Source organism: Mycobacterium sp. SMC-4, from assembly GCF_050205565.1.
In the GTDB taxonomy this organism is placed as follows: domain Bacteria; phylum Actinomycetota; class Actinomycetes; order Mycobacteriales; family Mycobacteriaceae; genus Mycobacterium.
The window spans coordinates 215255-238505 of sequence record NZ_JBNMQU010000006.1; the positions used below are offsets into that span (position 1 = coordinate 215255).

The 23251-nt window shown below is 67.5% G+C and carries 22 protein-coding genes and 1 tRNA gene; 15 read left to right on the plus strand and 8 right to left on the minus strand.

Annotated elements, in window-relative coordinates; translation table 11 throughout:
* The first annotated feature begins 12 nt into the window (after nt 1-12).
* The gene (locus ACQI46_RS12965; protein WP_427094403.1) at nt 13-1452 is read left to right on the plus strand and encodes a phosphotransferase family protein; all 1440 of its coding nucleotides are present in this window, start codon (nt 13-15) and stop codon (nt 1450-1452) included.
* Nucleotides 1416-3584, plus strand: a complete 2169-nt coding sequence (locus ACQI46_RS12970; RefSeq protein WP_427094404.1) for an acyl-CoA dehydrogenase — start codon at nt 1416-1418, stop codon at nt 3582-3584. The genes ACQI46_RS12965 and ACQI46_RS12970 overlap by 37 nt, the downstream gene beginning before the upstream one ends.
* Here the strand turns inward: ACQI46_RS12970 and ACQI46_RS12975 are convergent.
* Nucleotides 3577-4011, minus strand: coding sequence for a Zn-ribbon domain-containing OB-fold protein (locus ACQI46_RS12975; RefSeq protein ID WP_427094405.1), 435 nt, complete (start codon nt 4009-4011; stop codon nt 3577-3579). The genes ACQI46_RS12970 and ACQI46_RS12975 overlap by 8 nt on opposite strands.
* A gap of 45 nt (nt 4012-4056) precedes the next feature.
* Here ACQI46_RS12975 and ACQI46_RS12980 point away from each other — a divergent pair, with 45 nt between their 5' ends.
* Genes ACQI46_RS12980 through fadD4 form a run of 6 tightly spaced genes read left to right on the plus strand, consistent with a single transcriptional unit; the run spans nt 4057 to nt 11224 of the window.
* Complete coding sequence (locus ACQI46_RS12980; protein WP_427094406.1) at nt 4057-5232, plus strand: thiolase family protein; 1176 nt, start codon at nt 4057-4059, stop codon at nt 5230-5232.
* Nucleotides 5226-6770: a class I adenylate-forming enzyme family protein gene (locus tag ACQI46_RS12985; RefSeq protein WP_427094407.1), complete on the plus strand. Its 1545-nt coding sequence runs from the start codon at nt 5226-5228 to the stop codon at nt 6768-6770. Before ACQI46_RS12980 ends, ACQI46_RS12985 begins: the two co-directional genes overlap by 7 nt.
* 25 nt (nt 6771-6795) lie before the next feature.
* A complete protein-coding gene (locus ACQI46_RS12990) occupies nt 6796-7650 on the plus strand; it encodes a mycofactocin-coupled SDR family oxidoreductase (protein WP_427094408.1) in 855 nt (284 codons plus the stop codon).
* Nucleotides 7650-8654 (plus strand): LLM class flavin-dependent oxidoreductase, encoded by a 1005-nt coding sequence (locus tag ACQI46_RS12995; RefSeq protein WP_427094409.1) that lies wholly within the window; start codon nt 7650-7652, stop codon nt 8652-8654. Before ACQI46_RS12990 ends, ACQI46_RS12995 begins: the two co-directional genes overlap by 1 nt.
* Entirely contained in the window at nt 8651-9679 is a 1029-nt protein-coding gene (locus ACQI46_RS13000) for a spirocyclase AveC family protein (protein ID WP_427094410.1), read from the plus strand. Before ACQI46_RS12995 ends, ACQI46_RS13000 begins: the two co-directional genes overlap by 4 nt.
* Before the next feature lie 3 nt (nt 9680-9682).
* Nucleotides 9683-11224 carry a fatty-acid--CoA ligase FadD4 gene (gene fadD4 / locus ACQI46_RS13005; protein ID WP_427094411.1) on the plus strand — a complete coding sequence of 514 codons (1542 nt, stop codon included), beginning with the start codon at nt 9683-9685 and terminating at the stop codon, nt 11222-11224.
* Here fadD4 and ACQI46_RS13010 read toward each other — a convergent pair.
* On the minus strand, nt 11201-11887 hold the full coding sequence (locus ACQI46_RS13010) for an HAD family hydrolase (protein WP_427094412.1): 687 nt from the start codon (nt 11885-11887) through the stop codon (nt 11201-11203). The two genes, fadD4 and ACQI46_RS13010, sit on opposite strands and share 24 nt — an antisense overlap.
* Nucleotides 11888-12024: 137 nt before the next feature.
* Between ACQI46_RS13010 and ACQI46_RS13015 the strand changes: the two genes are divergently transcribed.
* Nucleotides 12025-12966: a DUF808 domain-containing protein gene (locus tag ACQI46_RS13015; RefSeq protein WP_427094413.1), complete on the plus strand. Its 942-nt coding sequence runs from the start codon at nt 12025-12027 to the stop codon at nt 12964-12966.
* Between the two features lie 5 nt (nt 12967-12971).
* Here ACQI46_RS13015 and ACQI46_RS13020 read toward each other — a convergent pair whose 3' ends face one another.
* A complete protein-coding gene (locus tag ACQI46_RS13020) occupies nt 12972-13166 on the minus strand; it encodes a hypothetical protein (protein WP_427094518.1) in 195 nt (64 codons plus the stop codon).
* 31 nt (nt 13167-13197) lie between these two features.
* On the opposite strand from ACQI46_RS13020, the gene ACQI46_RS13025 reads away from it, so the two are divergent.
* Together ACQI46_RS13025 and ACQI46_RS13030 are read left to right on the plus strand one after the other, a co-directional pair.
* Nucleotides 13198-13623: a hypothetical protein gene (locus ACQI46_RS13025; RefSeq protein WP_427094519.1), complete on the plus strand. Its 426-nt coding sequence runs from the start codon at nt 13198-13200 to the stop codon at nt 13621-13623.
* Between the two features lie 59 nt (nt 13624-13682).
* The gene (locus ACQI46_RS13030) at nt 13683-14282 is read left to right on the plus strand and encodes a GNAT family N-acetyltransferase (RefSeq protein WP_427094414.1); all 600 of its coding nucleotides are present in this window, start codon (nt 13683-13685) and stop codon (nt 14280-14282) included.
* 34 nt (nt 14283-14316) lie between these two features.
* Here ACQI46_RS13030 and mbtN read toward each other — a convergent pair whose 3' ends face one another.
* Genes mbtN through crcB (ACQI46_RS13055) form a run of 5 tightly spaced genes read right to left on the minus strand, consistent with a single transcriptional unit; the run spans nt 14317 to nt 18174 of the window.
* Nucleotides 14317-15486, minus strand: a complete 1170-nt coding sequence (gene mbtN, locus ACQI46_RS13035; protein ID WP_427094520.1) for a mycobactin biosynthesis acyl-ACP dehydrogenase MbtN — start codon at nt 15484-15486, stop codon at nt 14317-14319.
* Nucleotides 15487-15488: 2 nt separating this feature from the next.
* Nucleotides 15489-17057: a long-chain-fatty acid--ACP ligase MbtM gene (mbtM, locus tag ACQI46_RS13040; RefSeq protein WP_427094521.1), complete on the minus strand. Its 1569-nt coding sequence runs from the start codon at nt 17055-17057 to the stop codon at nt 15489-15491.
* Nucleotides 17058-17062: 5 nt separating this feature from the next.
* Complete coding sequence (locus tag ACQI46_RS13045) at nt 17063-17383, minus strand: acyl carrier protein (RefSeq protein WP_427094522.1); 321 nt, start codon at nt 17381-17383, stop codon at nt 17063-17065.
* A gap of 33 nt (nt 17384-17416) precedes the next feature.
* A complete protein-coding gene (crcB, locus tag ACQI46_RS13050; RefSeq protein WP_427094415.1) occupies nt 17417-17785 on the minus strand; it encodes a fluoride efflux transporter CrcB in 369 nt (122 codons plus the stop codon).
* Nucleotides 17785-18174: a fluoride efflux transporter CrcB gene (crcB, locus tag ACQI46_RS13055; RefSeq protein ID WP_427094523.1), complete on the minus strand. Its 390-nt coding sequence runs from the start codon at nt 18172-18174 to the stop codon at nt 17785-17787. Before crcB (ACQI46_RS13055) ends, crcB (ACQI46_RS13050) begins: the two co-directional genes overlap by 1 nt.
* A 59-nt stretch (nt 18175-18233) precedes the next feature.
* On the opposite strand from crcB (ACQI46_RS13055), the gene pgm reads away from it, so the two are divergent.
* The 4 genes from pgm (at nt 18234) to ACQI46_RS13075 (ending at nt 23251) form a co-directional block, all read left to right on the plus strand.
* On the plus strand, nt 18234-19868 hold the full coding sequence (pgm, locus tag ACQI46_RS13060; RefSeq protein WP_427094416.1) for a phosphoglucomutase (alpha-D-glucose-1,6-bisphosphate-dependent): 1635 nt from the start codon (nt 18234-18236) through the stop codon (nt 19866-19868).
* A complete protein-coding gene (locus tag ACQI46_RS13065; protein WP_427094417.1) occupies nt 19865-21133 on the plus strand; it encodes an MFS transporter in 1269 nt (422 codons plus the stop codon). The genes pgm and ACQI46_RS13065 overlap by 4 nt, the downstream gene beginning before the upstream one ends.
* Nucleotides 21134-21186: 53 nt before the next feature.
* A tRNA-Ala gene (locus tag ACQI46_RS13070) sits at nt 21187-21259 on the plus strand.
* Between the two features lie 450 nt (nt 21260-21709).
* On the plus strand, nt 21710-23251 hold the full coding sequence (locus ACQI46_RS13075; RefSeq protein WP_427094418.1) for a hypothetical protein: 1542 nt from the start codon (nt 21710-21712) through the stop codon (nt 23249-23251).

Here is a 23251-nt window from a genome sequence, read left to right on the forward strand (position 1 = left end):
AAGTGAGTTGCGATGAGCACTGAACGCCCCGAGGTCTCCGCAGACGTCCGGGAGTGGATCGCCGAGGTCACCGCGGCCGACGATGTCGTGTTCAGTCAGGTGTCCGGCGGCGCGAGCCGGCAGGCCTGGTTCGTCGACGCGCGGCGAGGCGACGTGTCCCAGCCGCTGTTCCTGCGGTACGACCCGCGACAGCCGGACCCGCAGAGCGCTTTTCACCCGTTGCAGGTCGAGGCCGAGATCATGGCCGAACTGCACCGACACGGCGTCACCGTGCCACGGGTGATCGCCGCGCACCCCGACCGGCAGGCCGTGCTGCTGGAGCGCGCCGAGGGCGAAACGTGGTTCCGGTTGATCAAGGACCCGGCCGAGGCAGTGCGCACCGCACAGGACTTCATCGCGAAACTCGCTGCGCTGCACCGCATCGACGCCACCGACCTGCGTATTCCGAGCCTCGGACCGGCCGGTCCGGTCGCCGGCCACGTCCGCGATGAGATCGCCGCGATGCGGCGCCGTGTCACGACGTACGGGAAACCCGCTCCGCTGCTGCGGTTCTGCATCGACTGGCTGGAACGCAACATCCCCGACTACGGTGGGCCGACGGTCATGGTGCAGGGCGACACCGGCCCGGGCAATTTCATGTACGCCGACGGTGAGGTCACCGCGATCGTCGACTGGGAGCTCGCCCATTTCGGTGACCCGATGGACGACATCGCGTGGCTGTCGTTGCGCACCGTGCAGGACACCTTCACCGACTTCCCGGCCCGGCTGGCGGAGTACGCGCAGCTGTCCGGGCACCCGATCGACGAGGACCGGGTCTGGTACTACCGGCTGTTCGCCGAGACGCGGCTGGCGTCGTTGAGTCCCGGCAGCGTCGACACCCGTGCTTCGGCGCCGGCAGGGTCGCCGGACGCGGGCAACAGCTTGATCTACGGCATGCTGCACCGCCGGCTGCTGGTGGAGGCACTGGCGCACGTCGTCGGGATCCCCGAGGTGCACGTCGATCTCCCCGACGACGGCGCGGTCTCGCAGCACGCCCACGTCTATGACGCGGCAGCGGCCGCGCTGTCCGCGTCGGTGGGCAGGACCACCGACGCGCTGGCATTGCGCTACGTCAAAGGTGCTGCGCGGCTGGTGAAATACCTGGCCGAAGTGGACCGGGTGGGAGCCGTCGTCGATGCCGACGAGACCACCGAACTCGCAGAACTGCTCGGCGCCGTCCCGGCCTCGGTGTCGCAGGGCCGCGCCGCGCTGGCCGAGGCGGCCGGCCGCGGCGAGATCTCCGACCGCGACTACGTCGCCGCACTGTGGCGCGGCATCAAACGCGACGACTACCTGACCCGCACGGCATCCGGCGCGTTGTCCCGACGCACCTGGCCGCCGCTCACCCACCCCGTCGAGCAAGGAGACCGAGACCGTTGGGTATCGCAATCAGTGACGACCACCGCGAACTAGCCGGCGTCGTCCGGTCTTTCCTCACCGCCCGCGGCGCCCGCACGGCCACTCGCGCGCTGCTGGACACCGACGGCGACACGCGCCCGCCGTTCTGGGGCGAGGTCGCCGAGCTGGGCTGGCTGGGTCTGCACGTGCCCGAGGAATATGGCGGCTCGGGATGCGGGCTGCCCGAACTCCTGGTGGTCGTCGAGGAATTCGGCCGTGCAGTGGCACCCGGCCCGTTCGTCCCGACCGTGATCGCCTCGGCGGTGATCGCCGCGGTCGGCAGCGACGCGCAGAAGTCCCGCTGGCTCGGTTCGCTGGTAGACGGATCGACCACCGCCGCTGTCGCCACCGGTGGCGACGTCACCGCGGAGGGCTCGGTGTTCTCCGGTGCCGCCGGGGTGGTCCTCGGCGCCGGAGCCGCCGACCTGCTGATGCTCACCGTCGGGGAGGACGTCATCGTCGTCTCCGCGTCCACGCCGGGCGTCACGGTTCAGACGCCACCGAATCTCGACCCGAGCCGGCCGTCGGCCCGGGTCGCCCTGACCGGCGTGGAGTTGGGCGACGACGCGGTGCTCCCGGGTGCGGCGGCGCTGATCCGGGCCTACGCGCGTGCCGTCACTGCCGCGGAAGCCGTTGGGGGAGCCCAGGACTGCCTCGACGCCGCAGTCGGGTACGCGAAGGTCCGCGAACAGTTCGGCCGCACCATCGGCACGTTCCAGGCCATCAAGCATCACCTGGCCAACATGCTGGTGGCCGCCGAGTCGGCGACGGCTACCGTGTGGGACGCCGCCAGATCCGCCGACGATGACGAGGACCAGTTCCGGTTGATGGCCTCGTGTGCGGCCACACTGGCGTTCGACGCGTATGTGCACAACGCCGAACTCAACATCCAGGTCCACGGCGGCATCGGGTTCACCTGGGAGCACGACGCGCACCTGCACCTGCGGCGGGCGCTGACCCTGCGTGGGCTTTTCGGCGGGAGGGCAGCTCCGGCCGACGTGTACGCGCTGACCGCCAAAGGGGTGCTCCGGCAGAACTCCATCGACCTTCCGCCGGAGGCCGAGGCGCTGCGGGCCGATGTCCGGTCCGAGATCGCCGGTTGGGCCGATCTCGATCCGAAAGCCCTGCGGGACAGGATGATCGACACCGGCTACCTGATGCCGCACTGGCCGAAACCGTGGGGCCGGGCCGCCGACGCGGTCGAGCAGTTGGTGATCGAACAGGAGCTGGGCGAGGCCGGCATCAAACGCCCCGACCTCGGGATCACCAGCTGGGTCGTACTGACCCTCATCCAGCACGGCACCTCCGACCAGATCGAACGGTTCGTCGACCCGGCTCTGCGTGGCGACCAGGTGTGGTGCCAGCTGTTCTCCGAACCGGGCGCGGGATCAGACGCCGCCGCGGTGGCCACCAAGGCGGTCCGGGTGGACGGCGGCTGGATGGTCACCGGCCAGAAGGTCTGGACCAGCGGCGCAGCCCACTGTCAGCTCGGTCTGGCCACGGTGCGCACCGATCCCGACGCTGCCAAGCACGCCGGAATCACCACGGTGATCATCGACATGGCACATCCGGGCGTCGAAGTGCGCCCGCTGCGGCAGATCACCGGGGCCTCGGAGTTCAACGAGGTGTTCCTGACCGACGTGTTCGTCCCGGATCACGATGTCGTCGGCACCCCCAACGACGGCTGGAAGGTCGCCCGCGCGACGTTGGGCAACGAGCGGGTCAGCATCGGCGGCGGCGGTGTCTCGGCGAGTCGGGGAGCGGTGAATGCGATCGTCGATCACACCCAGCGGTTCGGTGACCGGATCGCCGGTGCCGCCGAGCGGGCCGGCCGGTTCCTCGCCGACGAGCACGCCCTGCGGCTGCTCAACCTGCGCCGCGCCGCCCGCAGTGTGGCCGGCGCCGAACCCGGCCCGGAGGGCAACGTGACCAAGCTGCTGATCGCCGAACACGTGGTGGCGCGGGCCGGCCTGTCCGCCGAACTGCTGGGTGCCGACGTCGCGTTGATCGCGCCGCCGGCGAAGGTGGCCGGGTTACTGGTGTTGGGGTCGCGCGGCATGACGATCGCGGGCGGCACTTCGGAGGTGACGCGCAATCAGATCGCCGAACGGATCCTCGGACTGCCGCGCGACCCGCTGATCAAGTGACGGGCGCGAACACCGGGACGAACACCGCAGTGTCGCCGCGACGCTGCTGCTCGAAGCGCACTCGCACCGGCATGCCGCAGACCAACGTGTCGGGATCGCAGTCGACGATGTTGGTGACCAGGCGCAGACCCGGCTGCTCGACGAGCTCGACCAGCGCGATCACGAAAGGTGTTGGCACCGCGGGATGGAACTGCTGATGAGCCACGGTGTAGGTGAACAGGGTCGCGTCGCCGGAGACGGTGCGGTACTCGAGTCCGGTCCCGCAGTCCGGGCACTCGGAACGTGGTGGATGGACGAATTTCGAGCACGTCGCACAGTGCGCGATCCGCAACCGGCCGTCGGCTCCGCCCGTCCAGTACGGCCGGGTGGTGTCATCGATCGACGGAAGAATCCTCGGAGGAATGTCGAAAACTGAGGTCTGCGTCACTCCGTAATAGTACACTGATTAAGCGGATTGGTCGGGAGGCAGGCAGTGGCAACAGACGCCAAAGCGGTGATCTCGGGTACCGGCATCTCCGCGATCGGGCGGCGCACCGGCATCGCGGCCCTCGATCTGACCGCACAGGCGGCCGGGGCCGCGATCGCCGACGCGGGGCTGTCGCCCGCCGACATCGATGACGTCTTTTCTCTCGGTGACACCCCGGTGTCGGAAGCCGCTGCCCGGCTGGGGATCCCGCAGGTCACCGAGCGCGGCGTGCCGTTCGGACCCAGGGGCCTGCTCGAACCCATCGCGTTGGCGTGTCAGGCCGTCACCACAGGTCGCGCCCGCCACGTGCTCGTGTACCGGACCGTGCAGATGATCGGCGGCACCGTAGATTCCACAGAATCCAATGGCTCCAACGACTCGAGGGCCGAGGCGCCCCGGTCCGGCCCGAACCCGATGGCCGACAGCGAGATCGGGCACCTGCTCGCGGCGCACGCCTACTCTGCGGCGAACTGGTTGGCGATGCACTGCCGCAAGCACATGGACCTCTACGGCACCACGAAAGAGCAACTCGGTTGGCTGGCGCTCAACGCGCGCCGCAATGCGGGTCGCAATCCGCTTGCGGTGTACCGGGATCCGATCAGCATGGACGAATATCTGTTCGCCCGGCCGATCTCGTCGCCGTTCGGCCTGCTCGACTGCGACGTGCCGGTCGACGGCTCGATCGCCCTTGTGGTCTCCGCGCCCGAGCACCGTGCAGACACTCCGCACGCGGCGGTGACCGTCGAAGCCTACGGCGGGGCCTCTGGCGCCGGCGGCTGGACGCGTCGTCCCGACTATCCCGCCATGGCTGCCGCCGACGCCGCGGCCGACATGTGGTCGCGGACCACGCTCAGGCCCGCCGACGTCCAATTGGCCGAACTGTACGACGGTTTCAGCTTCCTGACGTTGTCGTGGTTGGAAGCGTTGGGATTCTGCGGGGTCGGAGAGGGTGGACCATTTGTGGAGGGCGGGCAGCGCATCGCCCTCGACGGGGACCTTCCGTTGAACACCTACGGTGGCCAGTTGTCCGCCGGCCGGATGCACGGCTACTGGGTGCTGCACGAGGCGTGCCAACAACTGCGCGGCTGCGCCGGACCGACCGCACTACCGCAACGCCCGGAAGTCGCCGTCGTCTCGGCGGGGGGCGGCCCGATCGCCGGATGTGTGCTGCTGACATGCTGACCGACACACTCCCCGGCGCGATCACCGCCGCGGTGCGCGCGGCGCCGCACACCCCGATCGTGGTGCACAGCCAGACCCGGCCGCAGACCCTGACGGTGGGGGAGATCCACGACCGCAGCTGCCGTCTGGCATCCGGTTTGCAGGCACTCGGCATCCGGCCGGGCGACGTGGTCGCCGTCCAGTTGCCGAACTGGCAGGAGTGCTTCATCGCGCACGCCGCCATCTGGCTCGCCGGCGCGGTGGTGTTGCCGATCGTACCGATCTACGGGCCGGCCGAGGTCGCGTTCATCGCGCGCCAATCCGGTGCCCGCGCAATTATTCTGGCGCGCGAACACCGAAACCGTGACGTCGCGCCGATCGTGGAAGCGCTGACCGACGTGTCGGGTCCCGACCGCGTCGTGCTCGTCGGTGACCCGTTGCCGGGCACCGTGGCTTTCGACGAACTCTCCGACTCGGCGGCGACGGGGTTCGTCCCCGCCGCACCGGAGGACCCGAACGCGCGGTGCCTACTGGTCTACACCTCCGGAACCACGGCACAGCCCAAAGGGGTACAGCACACCCACGCCGGCCTGCTCGGGGAACTGCACGCGATGGACCAGATGCGCGCGCACACCACGAGAACGACCACCCTGTCGGTGTTCCCGTCGGGACACATCGCCGGCACGCTGGGCATCCTGCGGCTGTTGTGCGGCTCCCACACCACCATCGCGATGGACTCGTGGAGCCCGGAGGACGCCGCGCGTCTCATCGCCCAGCACGGTGTGCAGGTCTCGGCGGGTGCGCCGATCCACCTGGGCGGCATACTCGACGTCGCCGAGCGCGACGGTCTGGACCTGTCGAGCCTGACCGAATACACCACCGGCGCTGCCGGGGTCGCCGGCGCCCTGATCCGCCGGGCCGCCGATTTCGGCATCGGCGCGTTCCGCTGCTACGGCTCCTCCGAGCACCCGACCATCAGCTCGGGCCGCCCGGAGGACCCGCTGGACAAGCGCGCCGACACCGACGGGCGGATCACGCCGGGAACCGAGGTTCGGATCGTCGACGACGCGGGCCACGACGTCGCGCGCGGGCAGGCGGGCGAAATCCTCACCCGGGGACCGGAACTGTTCAGCGGATACACCGACGCGGCGCACACGTCCTCCGCGTTCGCCGACGGATGGTTCCGCACCGGGGACATCGGCCGGCTGGACGCCGACGGATTCCTCACCATCACCGACCGGAAGAAGGACATCATCGTCCGCGGCGGCGAGAACATCTCGTCCAAAGAGGTCGAAGACGTCCTGAGCGCCCACCCGGCCGTCGCCGAAGCCGCCGCCGTCGGCGCGCCCGACGACACCTACGGCGAACGGGTGTGCGCGTTCGTCGTCGTCAACGACGGCGCACAGTTCCAGGTGGCCGACGCCGCGCGGCATTTTGCCGAATGCGGTCTGGCGCGCCAGAAGACACCCGAACGCATCGTCGTGGTACCGGATCTGCCGCGCACCCCCAGCGGCAAGGTGCAGAAGCACGTGCTGCGCGCACGACTCCACACACCCTGATGACACACAACCGAGAGGAACAGCTATGGGCCGGGTAGAGGGCAAGGTGGTGCTGGTCACCGGAGGCGCGCGCGGTCAAGGCCGCAGGCATGCTGTGCGACTGGCCGAAGAGGGCGCCGACATCATCCTGTTCGATGTCTGCTCGGACATCGAACACAACGGGTACGCGTTGGCCACCGCCGAGGATCTCGAAGAAGCGTGCCGCGAGGTCGAGAAGTCCGGGCACCGCGTGGTCTCGGCCGCCGTCGACGTGCGCGACCGCCCCGCGCTGGAGGCCGCGTTGTCCTCCGCGGTCGGCGAACTGGGCAAGCTCGACGTGGTGGTCGCCAACGCCGGCATCTGCCCGCTGGGCGGTGAGCAGCCGATCGGCGCGTTCACCAACGCGTTCGACGTCGACTTCGTCGGTGTCGTCAACACCGTTCATGTGGCGCTGCAGCATCTTTCGGCGGGTGCATCCATCGTCACCGTGGGTTCGGTGGCGGGTCTGCTGGCGGAGAAGGCCGGACCCGGTTCGGCGATGGGTCCGCAGGGCGCCGGTGGCGCCGGCTACAACCTGGCCAAACAGTTCATCGACCGCTACACGATGGCGCTGGCGGCGCAACTGGCGCCGCAGTCGATCCGGGTCAACGTCGTGCACCCCACCAACGTCAACACCCCGATGCTGCACAACGAGGCGATGTACAAGATGTTCCGTCCGGACCTGGAACACCCGACGCTCGACGACGCGCTGCTGACCTTCCCGATGATGCAGGGCATGCCGATCCCGTACGTGGAACCCGAGGACATCTCCCATGCGGTGTGCTATCTGGCCTCCGACGAATCGCGGTACGTCACCGGTGTCCAACTCAAGGTCGACGCGGGCGCGAGCTTGAAGTTCTGATGCAGTGGGGAATGCCCTGGCCGGGAACAGAACTCGCACGCCGCTGCGAGGACGCCGGCGCGGCCGCGTTCTGCGCCGGTGAGTTCGCCGACACCAGCGCCTATGTGACCGCCTCGGAGATGGTCCGCGGCACCACCCGCGCCAGGACCGGTCCCGGCATCGCCTACGCGTTCGCGAGATCACCGTTCGTGCACGCCTCCTCGATGCGCCACCTCGACAGGATCGCCCCCGGGCGGGTCTTCCTCGGGCTCGGCGCCGGAACCGCGCGGATGAACCGCGACTGGTTCGGCGTCGACTCGAGCCGCCCGGCGCGGCGGATGAAGGAACTCGTCACCTGCATCCGGGCGTTCTTCGAGGCCGAGAACGGCAGCAGGATCACCTTCGACGGAGACTTCTACTCGATCGACGCACACATCCAGGCGCCGGTGATGGGCCCGATCGCGGTGCCGATCCTGCTGGGCGCGTTCAACATCCACATGATGCGCACCGCCGGTGCGATCGCCGACGGGGTGCTCGGGCACGGGCTGTTCACCGACCGCTGGTGGGACGAGGTGGTGGACCCGCAACTGCACCTCGGAGCGACGCGCGCCCATCGCGACGCGTCCCGCCTCCTGCGGTGGGGGTGGGTGATCACCGCCGTCGACGACGAGGACCCGCAGCGCGCCGTCGACGACGCCCGACGCCAGATCGCGTTCTACCTGACGGTCAAGACCTACGACAGCCTCGTCGACCTGCACGGCTGGCACGACGAGGTCGCCGCCATCCGCGCCGAGATGCGCGCCGGTGACCCCCGCAACATCGGTAGACACGTCAGCGACGCGATGCTGCACGCGATCGCGATCTGCGGCGACACCGCGCAGGCCCGCGAGATGCTCGCCGGGCGCCGACGCCTACCCGACCTCGGATTCGCTTCTCCACCCGGGTTTCTCGTGAGCCCACGGCGCCGGCACCGCTACGGCGCACAAACCGCCGAATTGTTCGGACAGATGGGAGCTGTGTTGTGACCGCAGATCAGACCACCAGGCCGGAGTCGGAGAACTTCGACCGGCTGTGGACCGGTGCGAAGGATTCCCCGCCGATCGTGTGGCTGGCCCGCCTGGGGGCAGTGTTCGTCGTGTTCCAGACCTACGTGTACCTGCGCTGGATCTTCTCCGACGCGTTCGCGCCGTCGGACAACGGTCCCGATGAGATCCCCGGCGCCACCATGGCCTGGATCCGTTTCTGGGAGATCGGTTGCCTGGTTCTCGGGGTGGGCCTGTTCTGGTTCATCATCCGCAAGATGCGCCGCGAGCGGCAGTTCCCCACGCTGGGCGTGTTCGTCTTCGCATGGCTGCTGGCCGCGTGGCAGGACGTCGGTGTCAACGCCGTGCGACCGGTATTCGGTTACAACGGCGGCTTTTTCAACATGGGGACCTGGGGTGAATTCATCCCCGGCTGGGTCGAGAAGGGTGCGGAGAACCCGCAGCCGCTCATCTACTTCCTGGCCAGCTACATCGTGCTGACACCGCTGGCCATCATGGGCATCGACAAGCTCATCGAGACGGTCCGCAAGAGGTTCCCGCGTGTCAACCGGGCCGGCGTGATCGTGTTCATGATCGCGCTGTTCACCTTCTTGTGCATCACCCTGGAACAGTTCTTCCACCGCATCGGTGCCTGGCACTACTTGCGGGTCAACTCCGACTGGTCGATCTTCAGCGGCACGATGCACCAATTCCCGCTCTACGAAGGCATCTTCTTCGGCGGCGTGGTGACGGTGCTGTCCATCGGCATCTACTGCTTCCGGAACAACGAGGGCCTGATGATCACCGACCGGGGCATCGCGCAGCTCCGCCCGACCCGGTGGCTGCCGGTGATCCGCATCCTGGCGCTGACCGCGGTGTTCAACCTGATCATGATGGTGTTCATGCTGGGCTTCAACTTCGTCAACCAGCACGCCGACGTCCAACCGCCGACAGAAGACATCCCGAGCTACGTGCACCACGACATGTGCGGCATCGCCGACAACCCGCCCTGCCCGCCACCGGCGTAGCCAATGCAGATTCGCCAATGGGTCGACTCCGAGCGGCCGGCGCTGATCATGCATCCGTCGGGCAGACGGATCAGCTTCGCGGCGTTGGAGTCCCGCGCGAACCGCCTGGCTCACGCGTTCCGTCGGGCCGGTCTGAGCGAGGGTGATGTGGTCGCCGTGCTGATGGACAACAGCGAGCGCATGTTCGAGGTGATGTGGGCCGCGCGCCGGGCGGGTCTGTACTACGCCACCATCAACACCCACCTGACCCCACAGGAGGTCGCCTACATCGTCGGCGACTGTGACGCGAAGGCGATCGTCGTTTCGCGCACCCTCCGGGGTCTGTGCGCCGAGCTGGAACCGCATCTGCCCGGCGGACTGCCGGCACTGCGTATGGTCGCCGATGCGGATCTGCGCGGGTGGCAGCGCTACCCGGACTGCGTCGCCGACTGCCCGGACACCCCGCTGCCCGACGAGCGGGAAGGGGACCTGCTGCAGTACTCGTCGGGAACCACCGGGCGGCCCAAAGGGATTCGTCGACCGTTACCGCAGTGCTCACCGGAACAGGCCGGAGTGATGCTGGCACCGCTGCTCGGCGCGATCGGGCTGGACCAGCACTCGGTGTATCTGAGTCCCGCACCGCTGTACCACACCGCGCCGTCGTTCTGGTCGATGTCGGCGCAGGCCCTCGGCGCCACCGTGGTGGTGCTGGACAAGTTCGATCCCGCGGGGGCCTTGGAGGCGATCCAGACCCACTGCGTCACCCACGGCCAGTTCGTACCCACCATGTTCGTGCGGATGCTCAAGATGCCGCCCGAGGACCGGGCGGCCTACGACGTGTCCAGCCTGCGCCGGGTGGTGCATGCCGCGGCCCCGTGTCCGCCCGACATCAAGCGCCGCATGATCGACTGGTGGGGTCCGATCGTCGACGAGTTCTACGGCTCGTCGGAAGGTGTCGGGGTGTGCTTCATCCGCGCAGACGAGTGGCTGGCCCATCCGGGCTCGGTGGGCCGCCCCCTCGCCGGTGTCGCGCACATCGTCGGGGAGGACGGTCGCGAGGTTCCCGCCGGCACGCCCGGTGACATCTACTTCGAAGGCGCCGGCACCTTCTCCTATCTCAACGACCCGGCCAAGACCGCTGCGGCGCACAACGATCGCGGCTGGGTGAGCGTCGGCGACGTCGGCTACCTCGACGCGGATGGCTACCTGTACCTGACCGACCGACGCAACCACGTGATCATCTCCGGCGGTGTCAACATCTATCCGCAGGAGTCCGAGGATCTGCTGATCAGCCACCCCCGCGTGCTCGACGCCGCGGTGTTCGGAATACCGGACGAGGCGATGGGGGAGTCGGTGACCGCGGTGGTCCAGACGGTGGACCCGGCCGACGCGACAGACGACGTCGCCGACGAGCTGCTCCGGTGGCTGCGCGACCGCCTCGCGCACTACAAGTGTCCGCGGTCGCTGTCGTTCGTCGGCGAACTGCCGCGCACCCCGGTGGGCAAACTCAACAAGCGGGAGTTGGCGCGGCGCTACGTCGGGTCAGTCTCGGGCGCGTCCGGCTAGTTCGCCGATACGGGTCGTATCGAGCTTGGCCAACAGGTCACCGGCGTCCTCGAACACGTCCATCGCACCGGCTTCGTAAAGCTCCGCGCGCGAGACCCCGCCGCTGAGAACCGCGATCGACGCCACACCTGCGCGGGCGGCAGCCTCGCAATCCCACACCGCATCGCCGACGAACACGGCGTCCTGGGCGCCGACCCCGGCGCGATCCAGCGCCACCTGCACGATGTCGGGCTTGGGTTTGGCGATGTCGACGTCCTGCGACGACGTGATCTCGGCGACCACATCGTCGCAGTCGAGAACCTCACGCAGAATCTGCAATTCGTCCTCGGGCGCCGAGGTCGCCAACACGACCTGCAATCCGAGGTCAGCGACGCGCCGCAGCAGATCGCGGGCACCGGGCAACGGGGCCAACAGCTTTGCGGTCTCGCGGTAGTACTCGCTGTGGAGGTCCTTGAGCCGGTCGAGCACATCGGCGGCAGCATCGTCGGCCAGAGTCCGGACCAGCGTCGTGCCGTCCATGCCGATGCAGCGGTGGATCCGCCATGCGTCGACGGGCACACCTTCGGATTGAAACGCGCGCATCCACGCGTACACGTGCAGGTAGTTCGAATCCACCAGGGTGCCGTCCACGTCGAACAGAACGGCGGCGCGCTTCGTCGTCATCCGATCCTCAAGCCGTCGGGGGAGCACTCGTCGCCCCGCAGGTACCCGAGCGGTGCGCCGACCAAACGTTCCGGCACGCCCGTCGGCGCGCGGGTATCGTGGCGGCGCATGTCCGTTCCAGCGAGCGAGAGGTTCCGATGAGCGGAGGGCTGTTCGCGCTTCTCGACGACGTCGCGGTTATCGCGCGGTTGGCTGCGGCGTCGGTGGACGACATCGGTGCCGCAGCGGGACGCGCGACGGCCAAGGCCGCCGGGGTGGTCATCGACGACACTGCCGTCACGCCGCAGTACGTGCACGGCATCGCCGCCGAACGCGAACTGCCGATCATCAAGCGCATCGCGGTCGGCTCCCTGCGCAACAAGCTGCTGTTCATCCTGCCGGCGGCGCTGTTGCTCAGTCAGTTCCTGCCGTGGCTGCTCACCCCGATCCTGATGCTCGGGGCGACCTACCTCTGTTACGAAGGCGCCGAGAAGGTCTGGGGCAAGATCACCGGACACGACGCCCACAGCGCTCCGGTGGCCACGGTCGGTCCCGACGCCGAAAAACAGATGGCCGCCGGTGCCATCCGCACGGACTTCATCCTGTCGGCCGAGATCATGGTGATCGCGCTCAACGAGGTCGCCGACCAGCCCTTCCTGCCGCGGCTGATCATCCTCGTCGTCGTGGCCATCGTGATCACCGCCGCCGTCTACGGTGTCGTCGCAGCCATCGTGAAGATGGACGACGTCGGCCTGCACTTCACCCAGCGCTCGTCGGCGTTCGTCCAGAAGGTGGGCCGAGGCCTGGTCAAGGGCATGCCCAAGCTGCTCAGCGCGCTGGCGGTCATCGGCACCGTGGCGATGCTGTGGGTCGGCGGACACATCCTGCTCGTCGGGACCGATGAACTCGGCTGGCACGGCCCCTACGGTCTGGTGCACCACGCCGAGGAGGCCGTCCACCACATCGCCGGGGTCGGCGGAGTGCTCGGGTGGCTGGTCAATACCGCGGCGTCGGCGGTCATCGGTCTGGTCGTCGGCGCGATCGTGGTGGCGATCATGCACGTGCTGCCGTTCGGGCGGAAAGACAAGCACCACGCCTGACGCGTCTACGGCTCGCTGCCGGCGCGGTCCCCGACGAATTCACGGAGCCGGGCGTCGCTACTGGTGAATCGATCGACCTCTTCACCGCCGTCGCAGCGCAACAGCGCGATGGTGATCTCTTCACCGTGCCGGCTGAGTACCCGCCACACCGCGCCGGCGTCCTCCCATCGCTGCAAGTCGGCGACCCGGTCCACGTCCATGGTCCCCACCATGTCACCTAAGTTGGACGTCGTGCACGCTGCGTCCGCGGTCGCTGTAGCGGCGACGTTCATCTGGTTGGGGATGGTGCTGGCGATCTCGTTCCTCGAGGCACCGCTGAAGTTCCGGGCACCCGGGGTGACCCTGCAGGTCGGTCTCGGCATCGGACGGCTGGTGTTCCGTGCCCTCAACGTCTGCGAGCTCGTTCTCGGTGCTGTCGCGCTGCTCGCCGTGGTGATCGGCGGCTCGTCGACCGGGGCGCTCATCTCCGTGGCCGTGGCCCTGACGATGCTGGTAGCTCAACTGCTGTTCGTCCGGCCGGCGTTGACTCGCCGATCCGACGCGGTGCTCGCCGGCGCCGAAGGGCCCCGCTCGCGCGCCCACTACGGTTACGTGGCTCTCGAGGCGGTCAAAGTGGTGGCGCTGATCTGCGCCGGGGTGCTGTTGCTGACGGCATGACAAGTCGAGCAAGGTAGGCAAAGCTACCCTCATCTGCTCGGGTAGGCTCTGCGCTCACGATGACTGACGTGTTGCCCGTCCTGCCCCGGGAGCTCACCGAGCTCACCGACGAAGTTCGTGCGGTTCCACCGCCGCCGATCCCGCAGCTGGGTGAGCCGTACGCCACCCGCCTGGTCGACCCCGACGCCGACGCGGCGATGATTTCGGAATGGATGAACCGGCCGCATCTGGCCGAGGCGTGGGAGTATGACCGGCCCGTGCAGTGGTGGCACGGCTATCTGCGCGCCCAGCTGGCCGGTGACTACTCGCGACCGGTGATCGGCAGCCTGCGCGGCACGGAATACGGCTATGTCGAGGTCTACCGCGCGGCCAAGGATTCCATCGCGACGCGGTACGACGCCGAACCCCACGATCTCGGTCTGCACGCGGCGATCGCGGATCTGAACATCGTCAACCGCGGCTTCGGTCCGCTCCTGCTACCGCGTCTGGCGGCCAGCTTGTTCGAGCTCGAACCACAATGCCGGCGCATCATGTTCGACCCCGATCACCGCAACACCGCGGCGCGCCGGTTGTGTGAATACGCCAAGTGTGAGTTCCTCGGTATCCACGAGATGTCGAACCGCACCATGGCGTTGTACGCGCTGCACCGGCCCGGCTGAGCGGCGCTCAGGCCGGCCCGGCTGTGCGCGGCGCTCAGGTCGCAGCGCCGCCGATCATCTCGGCGTAGCCGTCGAAATCCGGGCGCATCGCCGCGGCCACCAGCTCCCACAGCACCTCGTCGGTGCCGCCCCCGACCCGGGCCAGCTTCATGTCGCGCCACCAGCGGCCCAATGGTGTCTCGTCGACCAGGTACCCCATACCGCCGAAGATGTGCATGCACTCCGAGAGCACTTCCTCGCCCAGGCGCGCAGCGGTGACCTTCACCGCCGCGGCGGCGCGCAGGTCCAGACGGCCTTGTGCGGCAATGCCGTTGAGTCCGTGCCGCAGCAGATCGACCCGGGCCTGCAGGTCGGCCATCCGCATCCGCAGCGCCTGGTGCTCGAACAGGGTGGCGCCGAACTGGCGGCGCTGCACCATGCGCGCGTGGGTGATGCCCAGCACCCGCTGGCACGACGACGCCACCTGACCGGCGATCGACATGCGTTCGTGCGCCAGGCCCCACGAGATCGCCGCCAGACCGGTGCCGGCGCGAGCGACCAGATGGTCGGCGGGCACCCAGGTGTCGATGTGCACCGCGGCGGTGTCCAGCGGTCCGGCGCCGACCTTGCGGTACGGCGTCTGGATGTCGACCTGGCTGGTCGGTACGGCGATGACCAACACGTTGCCGTGCCTGCTGGTCGGATCGTGGTCGACACTGCGAGCCACGACCATGATGTGGTCGGCGATCGGGGACAACGACACGAACTTCTTGATCCCGCGGATCGTGAAACCGTCGCGCTCCGAACGGACTTCGGTCTCCACGATCTGCAGATCGGAGCCGCCGGACTCCTCGGAGGCGCCGATGCAGAGCACCGCCTCGCCGTCGATGGCCTGCTCGCAGATCTTCTTCAAGTGGTCGGACTTGCCGAAGCGGCGCAGCAGCGCGATGGCCGAATCGTGCAGGCTGACACCGACTCCGATGCCCGCCGAGCCCAGATGGCCCAGCTTGTAGGCCAGTTCGAGGAGCTTGGCGACGTCGGGCTGTTGGCCGCCCTCGGGTGCGCCCCACTTGCCGCGGAACACGCCGCGTGCGCCGAGGTGTTCGATCAGCTTGCGGGGGAACCGCTCTGAGTTCTCGGCCTCGGCGGTCCACTCGACGATCGTGGTGTCGAATACGTCGTCGAGGAGCTCGCGGTAGGCGTCGATGTCGACGGGGGTAGACATGGTCACGCGCGGACTGCCTCCAGATTCTGCTTCACTTCCAGTCGCCGCAACTTCCCCGACGAGGTCCGCGGCAGCGAACCCGGGGCGAGGAACACCACGTCGGCGGGAACCACTCCGCACTCCGATGCGACGCGGGAGATGATCTCGGTACGGGCACCGGCCTCGTCGCGACCGCGGAATTCGGCGGCGATCAGCAGGCTTTGGCGAGCCGAGTCCCCGCTGCTGCCCACCGCGACCACCGCGCCTTCACGGACTCCGCGTACCTGTGCGGCGACGCGCTCGATCTCGCTGGGAAAGATGTTGCGGCCCGCGACGGTGATGAGTTCTTTGATACGTCCGCAGACGACGAGTCCCGAATCGGTCAGGTAACCGAGGTCGCCGGTGGGGAACCACTCGCCGGGCTGCAGTGGTTCGTGGCCGAGGTAACCGGACATCATCGACGTGCCGCGGATCTCGACCTCGCCGATCCCGCGCCCGTCGGGGTCGGCGTGGTGCTCGGCAGAACTGATCCGCAGTTCCATGCCGGGGATCGGCTGGCCCAGCACTGCGTGGCGCTGGATGACATCCGTTGCGGGATCGACGATTTCATCGAACAGCAAGCCGGTGCCCGGCAGCGGTGTGGTGACCGCGCAGGTGGATTCGGCCAACCCGTAACTCGGGGCCGCAGCGTGCGGGTCCAGACCGAATTTCGCCATCTCGGTGAGGAACAGGTTGTAGCCCTCGCAGTCGATCGGTTCGCCGCCGTTGATCGCGAAGCGCAGTCGACTCAGATCGACGTCGGACACCCGGCGCGCATAGCGGCCCAGCACCGCATAGGCGAAGTTGGGGGCCGCGGTCAGGGTGGCGCGGGACTCCGAGAGCCAGGACAGCCAGCGGAACGGGGAGGCCGCGAATGCCGCGGTGGGTGCCAGCCACGTTTCGGAGCCGGACAGCATCCCGTTGAGCAGGAACACCAGACCCATGTCGTGATACAGCGGCAGCCAGGTGCAGCCGATGTCCGCACCGGGGTCGACGCGGGTCTGCTGCAGCAGCGCGGAGACATTGCTGAGCACCGCATCCGGGGAGAGCATCGCGGTGCGCGGAGTGCCCGTCGACCCGGCGGTGCCCTGCAGAACGGCCGCTGTGCCCGGAGGCGCCGCAACCGGCACGAGGGTGGAGGAGCGCTGTGCGCCCCCGATGGCGGCGGCCTCGTGAATGGTCAACCCAGAGTTGTTCGCGGACAACAGCTCCCGGTGCTCAGGAGTGATGATCTGGGTGACGCCGATCCCGGCGAACCGCTCGGCGGTCGCGCGAGCCCACTGGTCCGGGTCGGCGCCACGGACGGGCCCGGGCAGGATCGACAACGCCCGGCCGACCAGCCCGGCGCCCTGAATCGCCGCGACGAACTCGACGGTCGGTTCTCCCACCAGGCCGACCGCACCATCGGTGCCTTGGCCGATCCGTTCGGCGATGTTCTCCGCGCGGTCGTGCACTTCCTGCCACGGGTGGCGGGTCCAGGTCCCGCTGGAGCGGTCGAACAGGACAAGGTCGCGGGGCGATGTCGTCATCGCCGACGACAGCGCGGCAGCCAGGGTGCTCACTGTTCTGCAGGAACCTTTGCCAGGATCGCGTTCTCCAAGTCGCCGACGGTGTCGCAGGTCAGCAGATCTTCTTCCGACAGCGCGACACCGATCTTGTCCTCGATGGCGACCATGCCGACCGCGAACGCCACCGAGTCCAGGCCCACATCGTCGATCAGGCGGGAGTCGCGCGTGACCCGGCTGAGGTCGACATTCAGGTCGTCACGCAGAATTTCGGTGAGGGCCGCGCTGATGGCTTGCGGGGAAGACGTCTCCATGCGGCGGAAGGTTACACCGCCTGGTAAAGGTAGGCTCCCCTTACCCTCAGGCTTACCCAGGCCTACGGCAGGTGCCCGACAGTGCGCCGGCGCTCACCACCGCGTTGCCAGCCAGTGGCCCAGGAACGCCGCGGCGATCCCGAGAACCATACTGATGACCACATTGGCTGCAGCCAGCCGCCCCCGGCGCTGCTCACCGAGTTCGTAGGTCTGCGACATCCAGGTCGAGAACGTCGTGTAGGAGCCCACGAACGCCGTCCCGGCCAGCAGCGCGACCGGCGTCGGCAACGCCTTACCGGCCACGACGCCCAACAGCAGCGCCCCGGTGATGTTGACCACCAGGATCCCGTACGGGAACGGCCCGGATGCGCGACGCGAGATCATCCGGTCGACTGCCCAGCGGGTGACCGCGCCCAGGCCGCCGAGCAGCGCCACACCGGCCCACACCATCGTCGATCCCATCAGAGGACTCGCCGCCGGAGCCGCCGCGCGACTGCGAACGCAGCCAGGCCTGCCGCGATGCTGGCCGTCGTGTAGCCCAGCGCCAGCGCGTAGTGCCCGTGCTCCACCATCGCCACCGTCTCGACCTGCATGGTCGAGAACGTGGTGAGCCCGCCGCAGAACCCCGTGCCCAGCAGTGCTCGCGGATATCCCGACCTGCTGGGGCGGTGCCGCAGCGCGGTCAGCACCACGCCCAGCACGAACGCGCCGACGACGTTGACCGCGAACGTCGGCCACGGCCACCGACCGGGATCCGGCGCGGCGAGCTCCTCGAGGCCGGCTCGCGCCAACGTCCCCAACGCGCCGCCGACGAACACCGCGGCGAGTTCGCGTACGTCAACGGCCACCAGCGCAGTATGCCGACCTGCAGTTGTGCGGCGCGCGCCGAAGGCGTAGCAGAATCGACGTCATGGCGGCCAACCCCCGTGCCGGATCGCCGGCGCTCCCCGAAGACCTCATCGACATCGCCGAGGTGGTGACGGCCTACTACACCGTGGCGCCCGATCCCGACGACATCGACCAACAGGTGAGCTTCGGCACGTCGGGGCACCGCGGCTCGAGTCTGGACGCGGCGTTCAACGAGGCCCACATCCTGGCCACCACGCAGGCCATCGTCGAGTACCGCGCCGCCCAAGGCATCGACGGCCCGCTGTTCATCGGTCGCGACACCCACGCACTGTCCGAACCCGCCTGGTCCTCGGCGCTGGAAGTGCTGGCCGCCAATGACGTTGTGGCCATGGTGGATTCGGCCGGCCGCTACACCCCGACCCCGGCGATCAGCCACGCCATCCTGACCTACAACCGGGGCCGTGACGCCGGACGCGCCGACGGAATCGTCGTCACCCCGTCGCACAACCCGCCCCGTGACGGCGGCTTCAAGTACAACCCGCCGCACGGCGGCCCGGCCGACACCGACGCCACCGGTGCGATCGCGACCCGCGCCAACGAGATCCTGCGTGACGGTCTGAAAGCGGTGAAGCGCATCCCGCTGGCCCGGGCGCTGCAGCACGCGCACCGCCACGACTACCTCGACGCCTACGTCGCCGATCTGCCCAACGTCGTCGATCTGCACGCCATCAGCGCCGAAGGGATCCGCATCGGTGCCGACCCGCTCGGTGGGGCCAGCGTCGACTACTGGGCCGCGATCGCTGAACGGCACAACCTCGAACTCACCGTGGTCAATCCGCTCGTCGACGCCACCTGGCGGTTCATGACCCTGGACACCGACGGCAAGATCCGGATGGACTGCAGCTCCCCGAACGCGATGGCCTCGCTGATCGCCAACCGGGACAAGTATCAAATCGCCACCGGCAATGACGCCGACTCCGACCGGCACGGCATCGTCACCCCCGATGCGGGGTTGCTCAACCCGAACCACTACCTGGCGGTGGCGATCGACTACCTGTTCGCGCACCGACCGGACTGGGCGCCGGGAACCGCCGTCGGCAAGACCGCGGTCAGCTCGTCGATCATCGACCGCGTTGTGGCCGGGTTGGGCCGCGACCTGGTCGAGGTGCCTGTCGGGTTCAAGTGGTTCGTCGACGGGCTGATCGGCGGCACCATCGGGTTCGGCGGCGAGGAGAGCGCCGGGGCCTCGTTCCTGCGGCGCGACGGGTCGGTGTGGACCACCGACAAGGACGGCATCATCCTGGCGCTGCTGGCCGCCGAGATCCTCGCCGTGACGGGATCCACGCCGTCGCAGCGCTACGCCGAACTGGCCGACAAGTACGGCGCGCCGACCTACGCGCGCATCGATGCGCCGGCCGACCGCGAGCAGAAGGCGCGCCTGGCCAAGCTGTCGCCCGAGCAGGTCAGCGCGACCGAACTCGCCGGCGAGCCGATCATCGCGAAACTGACCGCAGCGCCCGGCAACGGTGCGCCGCTCGGCGGGCTGAAGGTGACGACCGAGAACGCGTGGTTCGCCGCGCGCCCGTCGGGAACCGAGGACGTCTACAAGATCTACGCGGAGTCCTTCCGCGGCCCCGATCATCTGGCCGAGGTGCAGGCCGCGGCCCGGGAAGTGGTCACGGCGGTCATTTCGTGAGGTCGCCCGCTCCGGGCGACTGTCGGCCCGAGGCCAAACGCCGCCTGCCCCGAGAAGTCTGGGTCCTGGTCGCCGCCAACGTCGTCGTCGCGCTCGGCTACGGCGTGGTGGCCCCGGTGCTGCCGCAGTACGCGCGCCACTTCGGTGTCAGCATCAGCGCCGCGACGTTCGTCATCACCGCGTTCGCAGTCATGCGGCTGGTGGGTGCTCCGCCGGCCGGAATGCTCGTGCAGCGGCTGGGGGAGCGGCGCGTCTACATCAGCGGTCTGATCATCGTCGCGCTCTCGACAGCAGCGTGCGCGTTCGCCGAAACCTACTGGCAGCTGCTGCTGTTCCGCTCTCTGGGCGGTGTCGGCTCGGCGATGTTCACGGTGTCGTCGCTCGGGCTGATGATCCGGATCTCGCCGTCTGACGCCCGCGGTCGCGTTGCCGGTCTGTTCTCGTCGGGCTTCATGATCGGATCGGTCGGCGGACCCATTCTCGGCAGCTTGACCGCTGGCTTCGGCCTGTCCGCGCCGTTCCTGATCTACGGCGCCGCTCTGCTGATCGCGGCCACGGTGGTGTTTGTCAGCCTGCGCAACTCCGCGGTGGTCAGCCAGCCCGATGACGAAGCCGCGCCGCCGGTGTCGTTCCGCACCGTGTTCGGGCACCGCGCCTACAAGGCCGCGCTGCTGTCGAACTTCGCGACCGGATGGGCCTCGTTCGGGTTGCGGATCGCGCTGGTGCCGCTGTTCGTCGTCGAGGTGCTGGGCCGGGGCCCCGGAGCCGCCGGCCTGGCGCTCACCGCCTTCGCCGTCGGCAACATCTCGGTCGTCATCCCCAGCGGTTACCTGTCCGACCGGCTCGGGCGCCGCAAACTGTTGATCTTCGGGCTGTCCCTGGCAGCCGTGTCCACCGCGCTGGTGGGCTTCACCACGTCGCTGCCGATCTTCCTGGCCGCCGCCTACGTCGCCGGGGCGGCCACCGGCATCTTCGTCTCCCCGCAGCAGGCCGCGGTCGCCGACGTGGTCGGCAACAAGTCGCGCGGCGGGACTGCCGTAGCGACGTTCCAGATGATGGCCGACTTCGGCTCGATCGGCGGCTCGCTGTTGGTCGGCCTGATCGCCCAGCACACGTCGTACGGCTGGGCCTTCCTGATCAGCGGCATCATCCTCGCCGTGGCCGCGCTGGGCTGGATCTTCGCCCCCGAAACCCGGCCCCGGACCTCCCGCGAGCACACCGAAGCCCGTCCGCTGGGACCGGAGGCCGGAGGTGAAGTGCCGTGACCAGCGATTTTGAAGGTCCACGGGTGGTGGTGTAACTTCGGTGAGCACGATACGGGGCTATGGCGCAGTTGGTAGCGCACCACACTGGCAGTGTGGGGGTCAGGGGTTCGAATCCCCTTAGCTCCACTCACGTGAGTCGAGGCATGGCTCACTCATGAGTCGAATCATCGGTACATTGCTGCGGTCTTAGGCTGCGGTTGTCCAGCGCATGGCCCCGTTACTGATGCTGCGTGCGAGCGCGACGGGAGGCAGTTCAAGCACCCTAGTGCTTCGGGTCCTGCAACTGCTTCGCCGCCGTCTTAGCCGACAAGCGACCGGTCGCGCTCAGGCCGGACCTTGCCCCAGTCTGAGAGCCGGCGCGCGGAACCGGTCAGTATCCAGTTACCGCCGAGTGCGGTGGGTCCTTATATAGAGCCATCGATCAGCCCTCCAGGGTTTTTCTTCTACTGGCGCGATAGGTTGACGCGTGTCTCCCAGCCGATCCGGACAGGGGGTCTGCAAGCGCGCATAATACTCACGCAGCTCTTCTACCTGCGTGCAGGCGCTATTCCCAGCCCTTCCAGCTAGCATTCTTGGATGCCTCCGCGCGACGCCCCCCATTTGGCCGGACCTTTGGATAGCAGTCTCGGTCCGGCCGTCACTGCCGAGAGCGCTGCGAGGGCACTCTCGTTCCTGCGCGAGCCCTCAAAAACGATCGTGTCTGTGGAGGAGTCAATAGACGACGACGGCACAGAGTTTGGTCGAACAGTCAAGGCCAAGCTGGCATTTGCGGCAGAGGAGATGATTTACATTGCCCAGAAGCCACGGAAGGGCGTGCTGCTCACCATTGACGTGGAAGGTTCCCAAGGGCCGATTTCTGTTGAACGCCTGAGCCACATGGAGCATCGCTACCTGGAACAGTGGCTCATTTTCTACCGATTCTGGGATTGGTGGGAATCGATTTCAGTCGATCCTGCCCGGGTGGATGACCTTGTGCGCCTGAACCCAATCATTCAAAAGCGATTGCTCGCGATACCGTCGCATAGCGAATCGGCTGCCAACGATATTGTTCATGAGATTTTCGGCTTAAAAATGGTTGGTGATGCAGAGGTGCAAAGCTGGGACGGCTTTACAATGGACTTGCTCAAGTTCGGAAGTTGCAGAGACCAGCCAGCCTATCATGCAGTATATGACGAAGAGCAATATAAGTATCTCAAAAGACTCTGTGTCGAACTACGGTCGCGATATTATGTTGCATTTAGGGTGACCAGGGTTGCGCCGAGCGACTTTCGCAATGTGGTACTGACTTACTCCTATCGCCAGCATTACCGAGTGCGGCGTGGCGACATTATCGGCCGTGCGCGCAGTCGAAGTGGGAGTGCGCCACTCGCTGTGCGTGTACACGCTCCACTCGCCCGTATGACAAACCACTACTCGGTTTCGATGCCGGCACAGGACGGATACTATTTTGCATCGCAAAGCATATTGTTCGAAAAGCCGGGAAAGAACTCCACCAGCCACACAACGAAAGATTACGGCAAAGGCGCAGCAGCCGACACAACCGTTAGGGTGGCTGACACCTTTTGGCGAGAAGTTGCGGGCGGTTCGGTAGCGCATCTACACCTTGACGGTGGGGACAAGGTCGGCAATAGAGTATTTGTTGGGTTGGATCTCGCCGAGAGGCCCCCGGGGAGCGAGGGCAGAGCCTATGGGGTGGTGCGTGTAACGCTGTTTGCGGTGGTACTTCTCGCAATATGGAAGTACGCTAATCCAGATGGCGGACCAGTAGCGGCACTGCTGGCCTCATTATTAACCTTGGGCGGTCTCGCGGTGCAATCGACCGCGGAGGAGGTTCCGTTATTTCGAGCTCCGGGTATGCCAAGGTGGATTATTGGTGTCCAAGCTTACTTATCAATCTTATTTGCCGTTTGGCTTTTGTCGTCACCACCCATCATCTTTGAATTCCCCAGTAACTGGAATCGTTTCGGCGGGATTTGGCACGCATGTGGCGGAATATTTGTCGTAGTATGTTTAGCGCTTCTGACTGTTGTCGCGAAAGTGCGCTTAATGAGGTCCTTCACTCGCTACGAACAAGCGGTGCTTCTTCGTAAATACAACAGACCATCGATGCAGAACTAA

Coding starts and splice junctions, on each gene's coding strand:
- crcB (WP_427094415.1), bottom strand. CDS start 17,785: ATGGGATCGACGATGGTGTGGGCCGGTGTGGCGCTGCTCGGCGGCCTG.
- pgm (WP_427094416.1), top strand. CDS start 18,234: ATGGCGGCCAACCCCCGTGCCGGATCGCCGGCGCTCCCCGAAGACCTC.
- fadD4 (WP_427094411.1), top strand. CDS start 9,683: ATGCAGATTCGCCAATGGGTCGACTCCGAGCGGCCGGCGCTGATCATG.
- ACQI46_RS13030 (WP_427094414.1), top strand. CDS start 13,683: ATGACTGACGTGTTGCCCGTCCTGCCCCGGGAGCTCACCGAGCTCACC.
- ACQI46_RS12985 (WP_427094407.1), top strand. CDS start 5,226: ATGCTGACCGACACACTCCCCGGCGCGATCACCGCCGCGGTGCGCGCG.
- mbtN (WP_427094520.1), bottom strand. CDS start 15,486: ATGTCTACCCCCGTCGACATCGACGCCTACCGCGAGCTCCTCGACGAC.
- ACQI46_RS12965 (WP_427094403.1), top strand. CDS start 13: ATGAGCACTGAACGCCCCGAGGTCTCCGCAGACGTCCGGGAGTGGATC.
- ACQI46_RS13010 (WP_427094412.1), bottom strand. CDS start 11,887: ATGACGACGAAGCGCGCCGCCGTTCTGTTCGACGTGGACGGCACCCTG.
- ACQI46_RS12990 (WP_427094408.1), top strand. CDS start 6,796: ATGGGCCGGGTAGAGGGCAAGGTGGTGCTGGTCACCGGAGGCGCGCGC.
- ACQI46_RS12995 (WP_427094409.1), top strand. CDS start 7,650: ATGCAGTGGGGAATGCCCTGGCCGGGAACAGAACTCGCACGCCGCTGC.
- ACQI46_RS13015 (WP_427094413.1), top strand. CDS start 12,025: ATGAGCGGAGGGCTGTTCGCGCTTCTCGACGACGTCGCGGTTATCGCG.
- ACQI46_RS13020 (WP_427094518.1), bottom strand. CDS start 13,166: ATGGACGTGGACCGGGTCGCCGACTTGCAGCGATGGGAGGACGCCGGC.
- ACQI46_RS13075 (WP_427094418.1), top strand. CDS start 21,710: ATGCCTCCGCGCGACGCCCCCCATTTGGCCGGACCTTTGGATAGCAGT.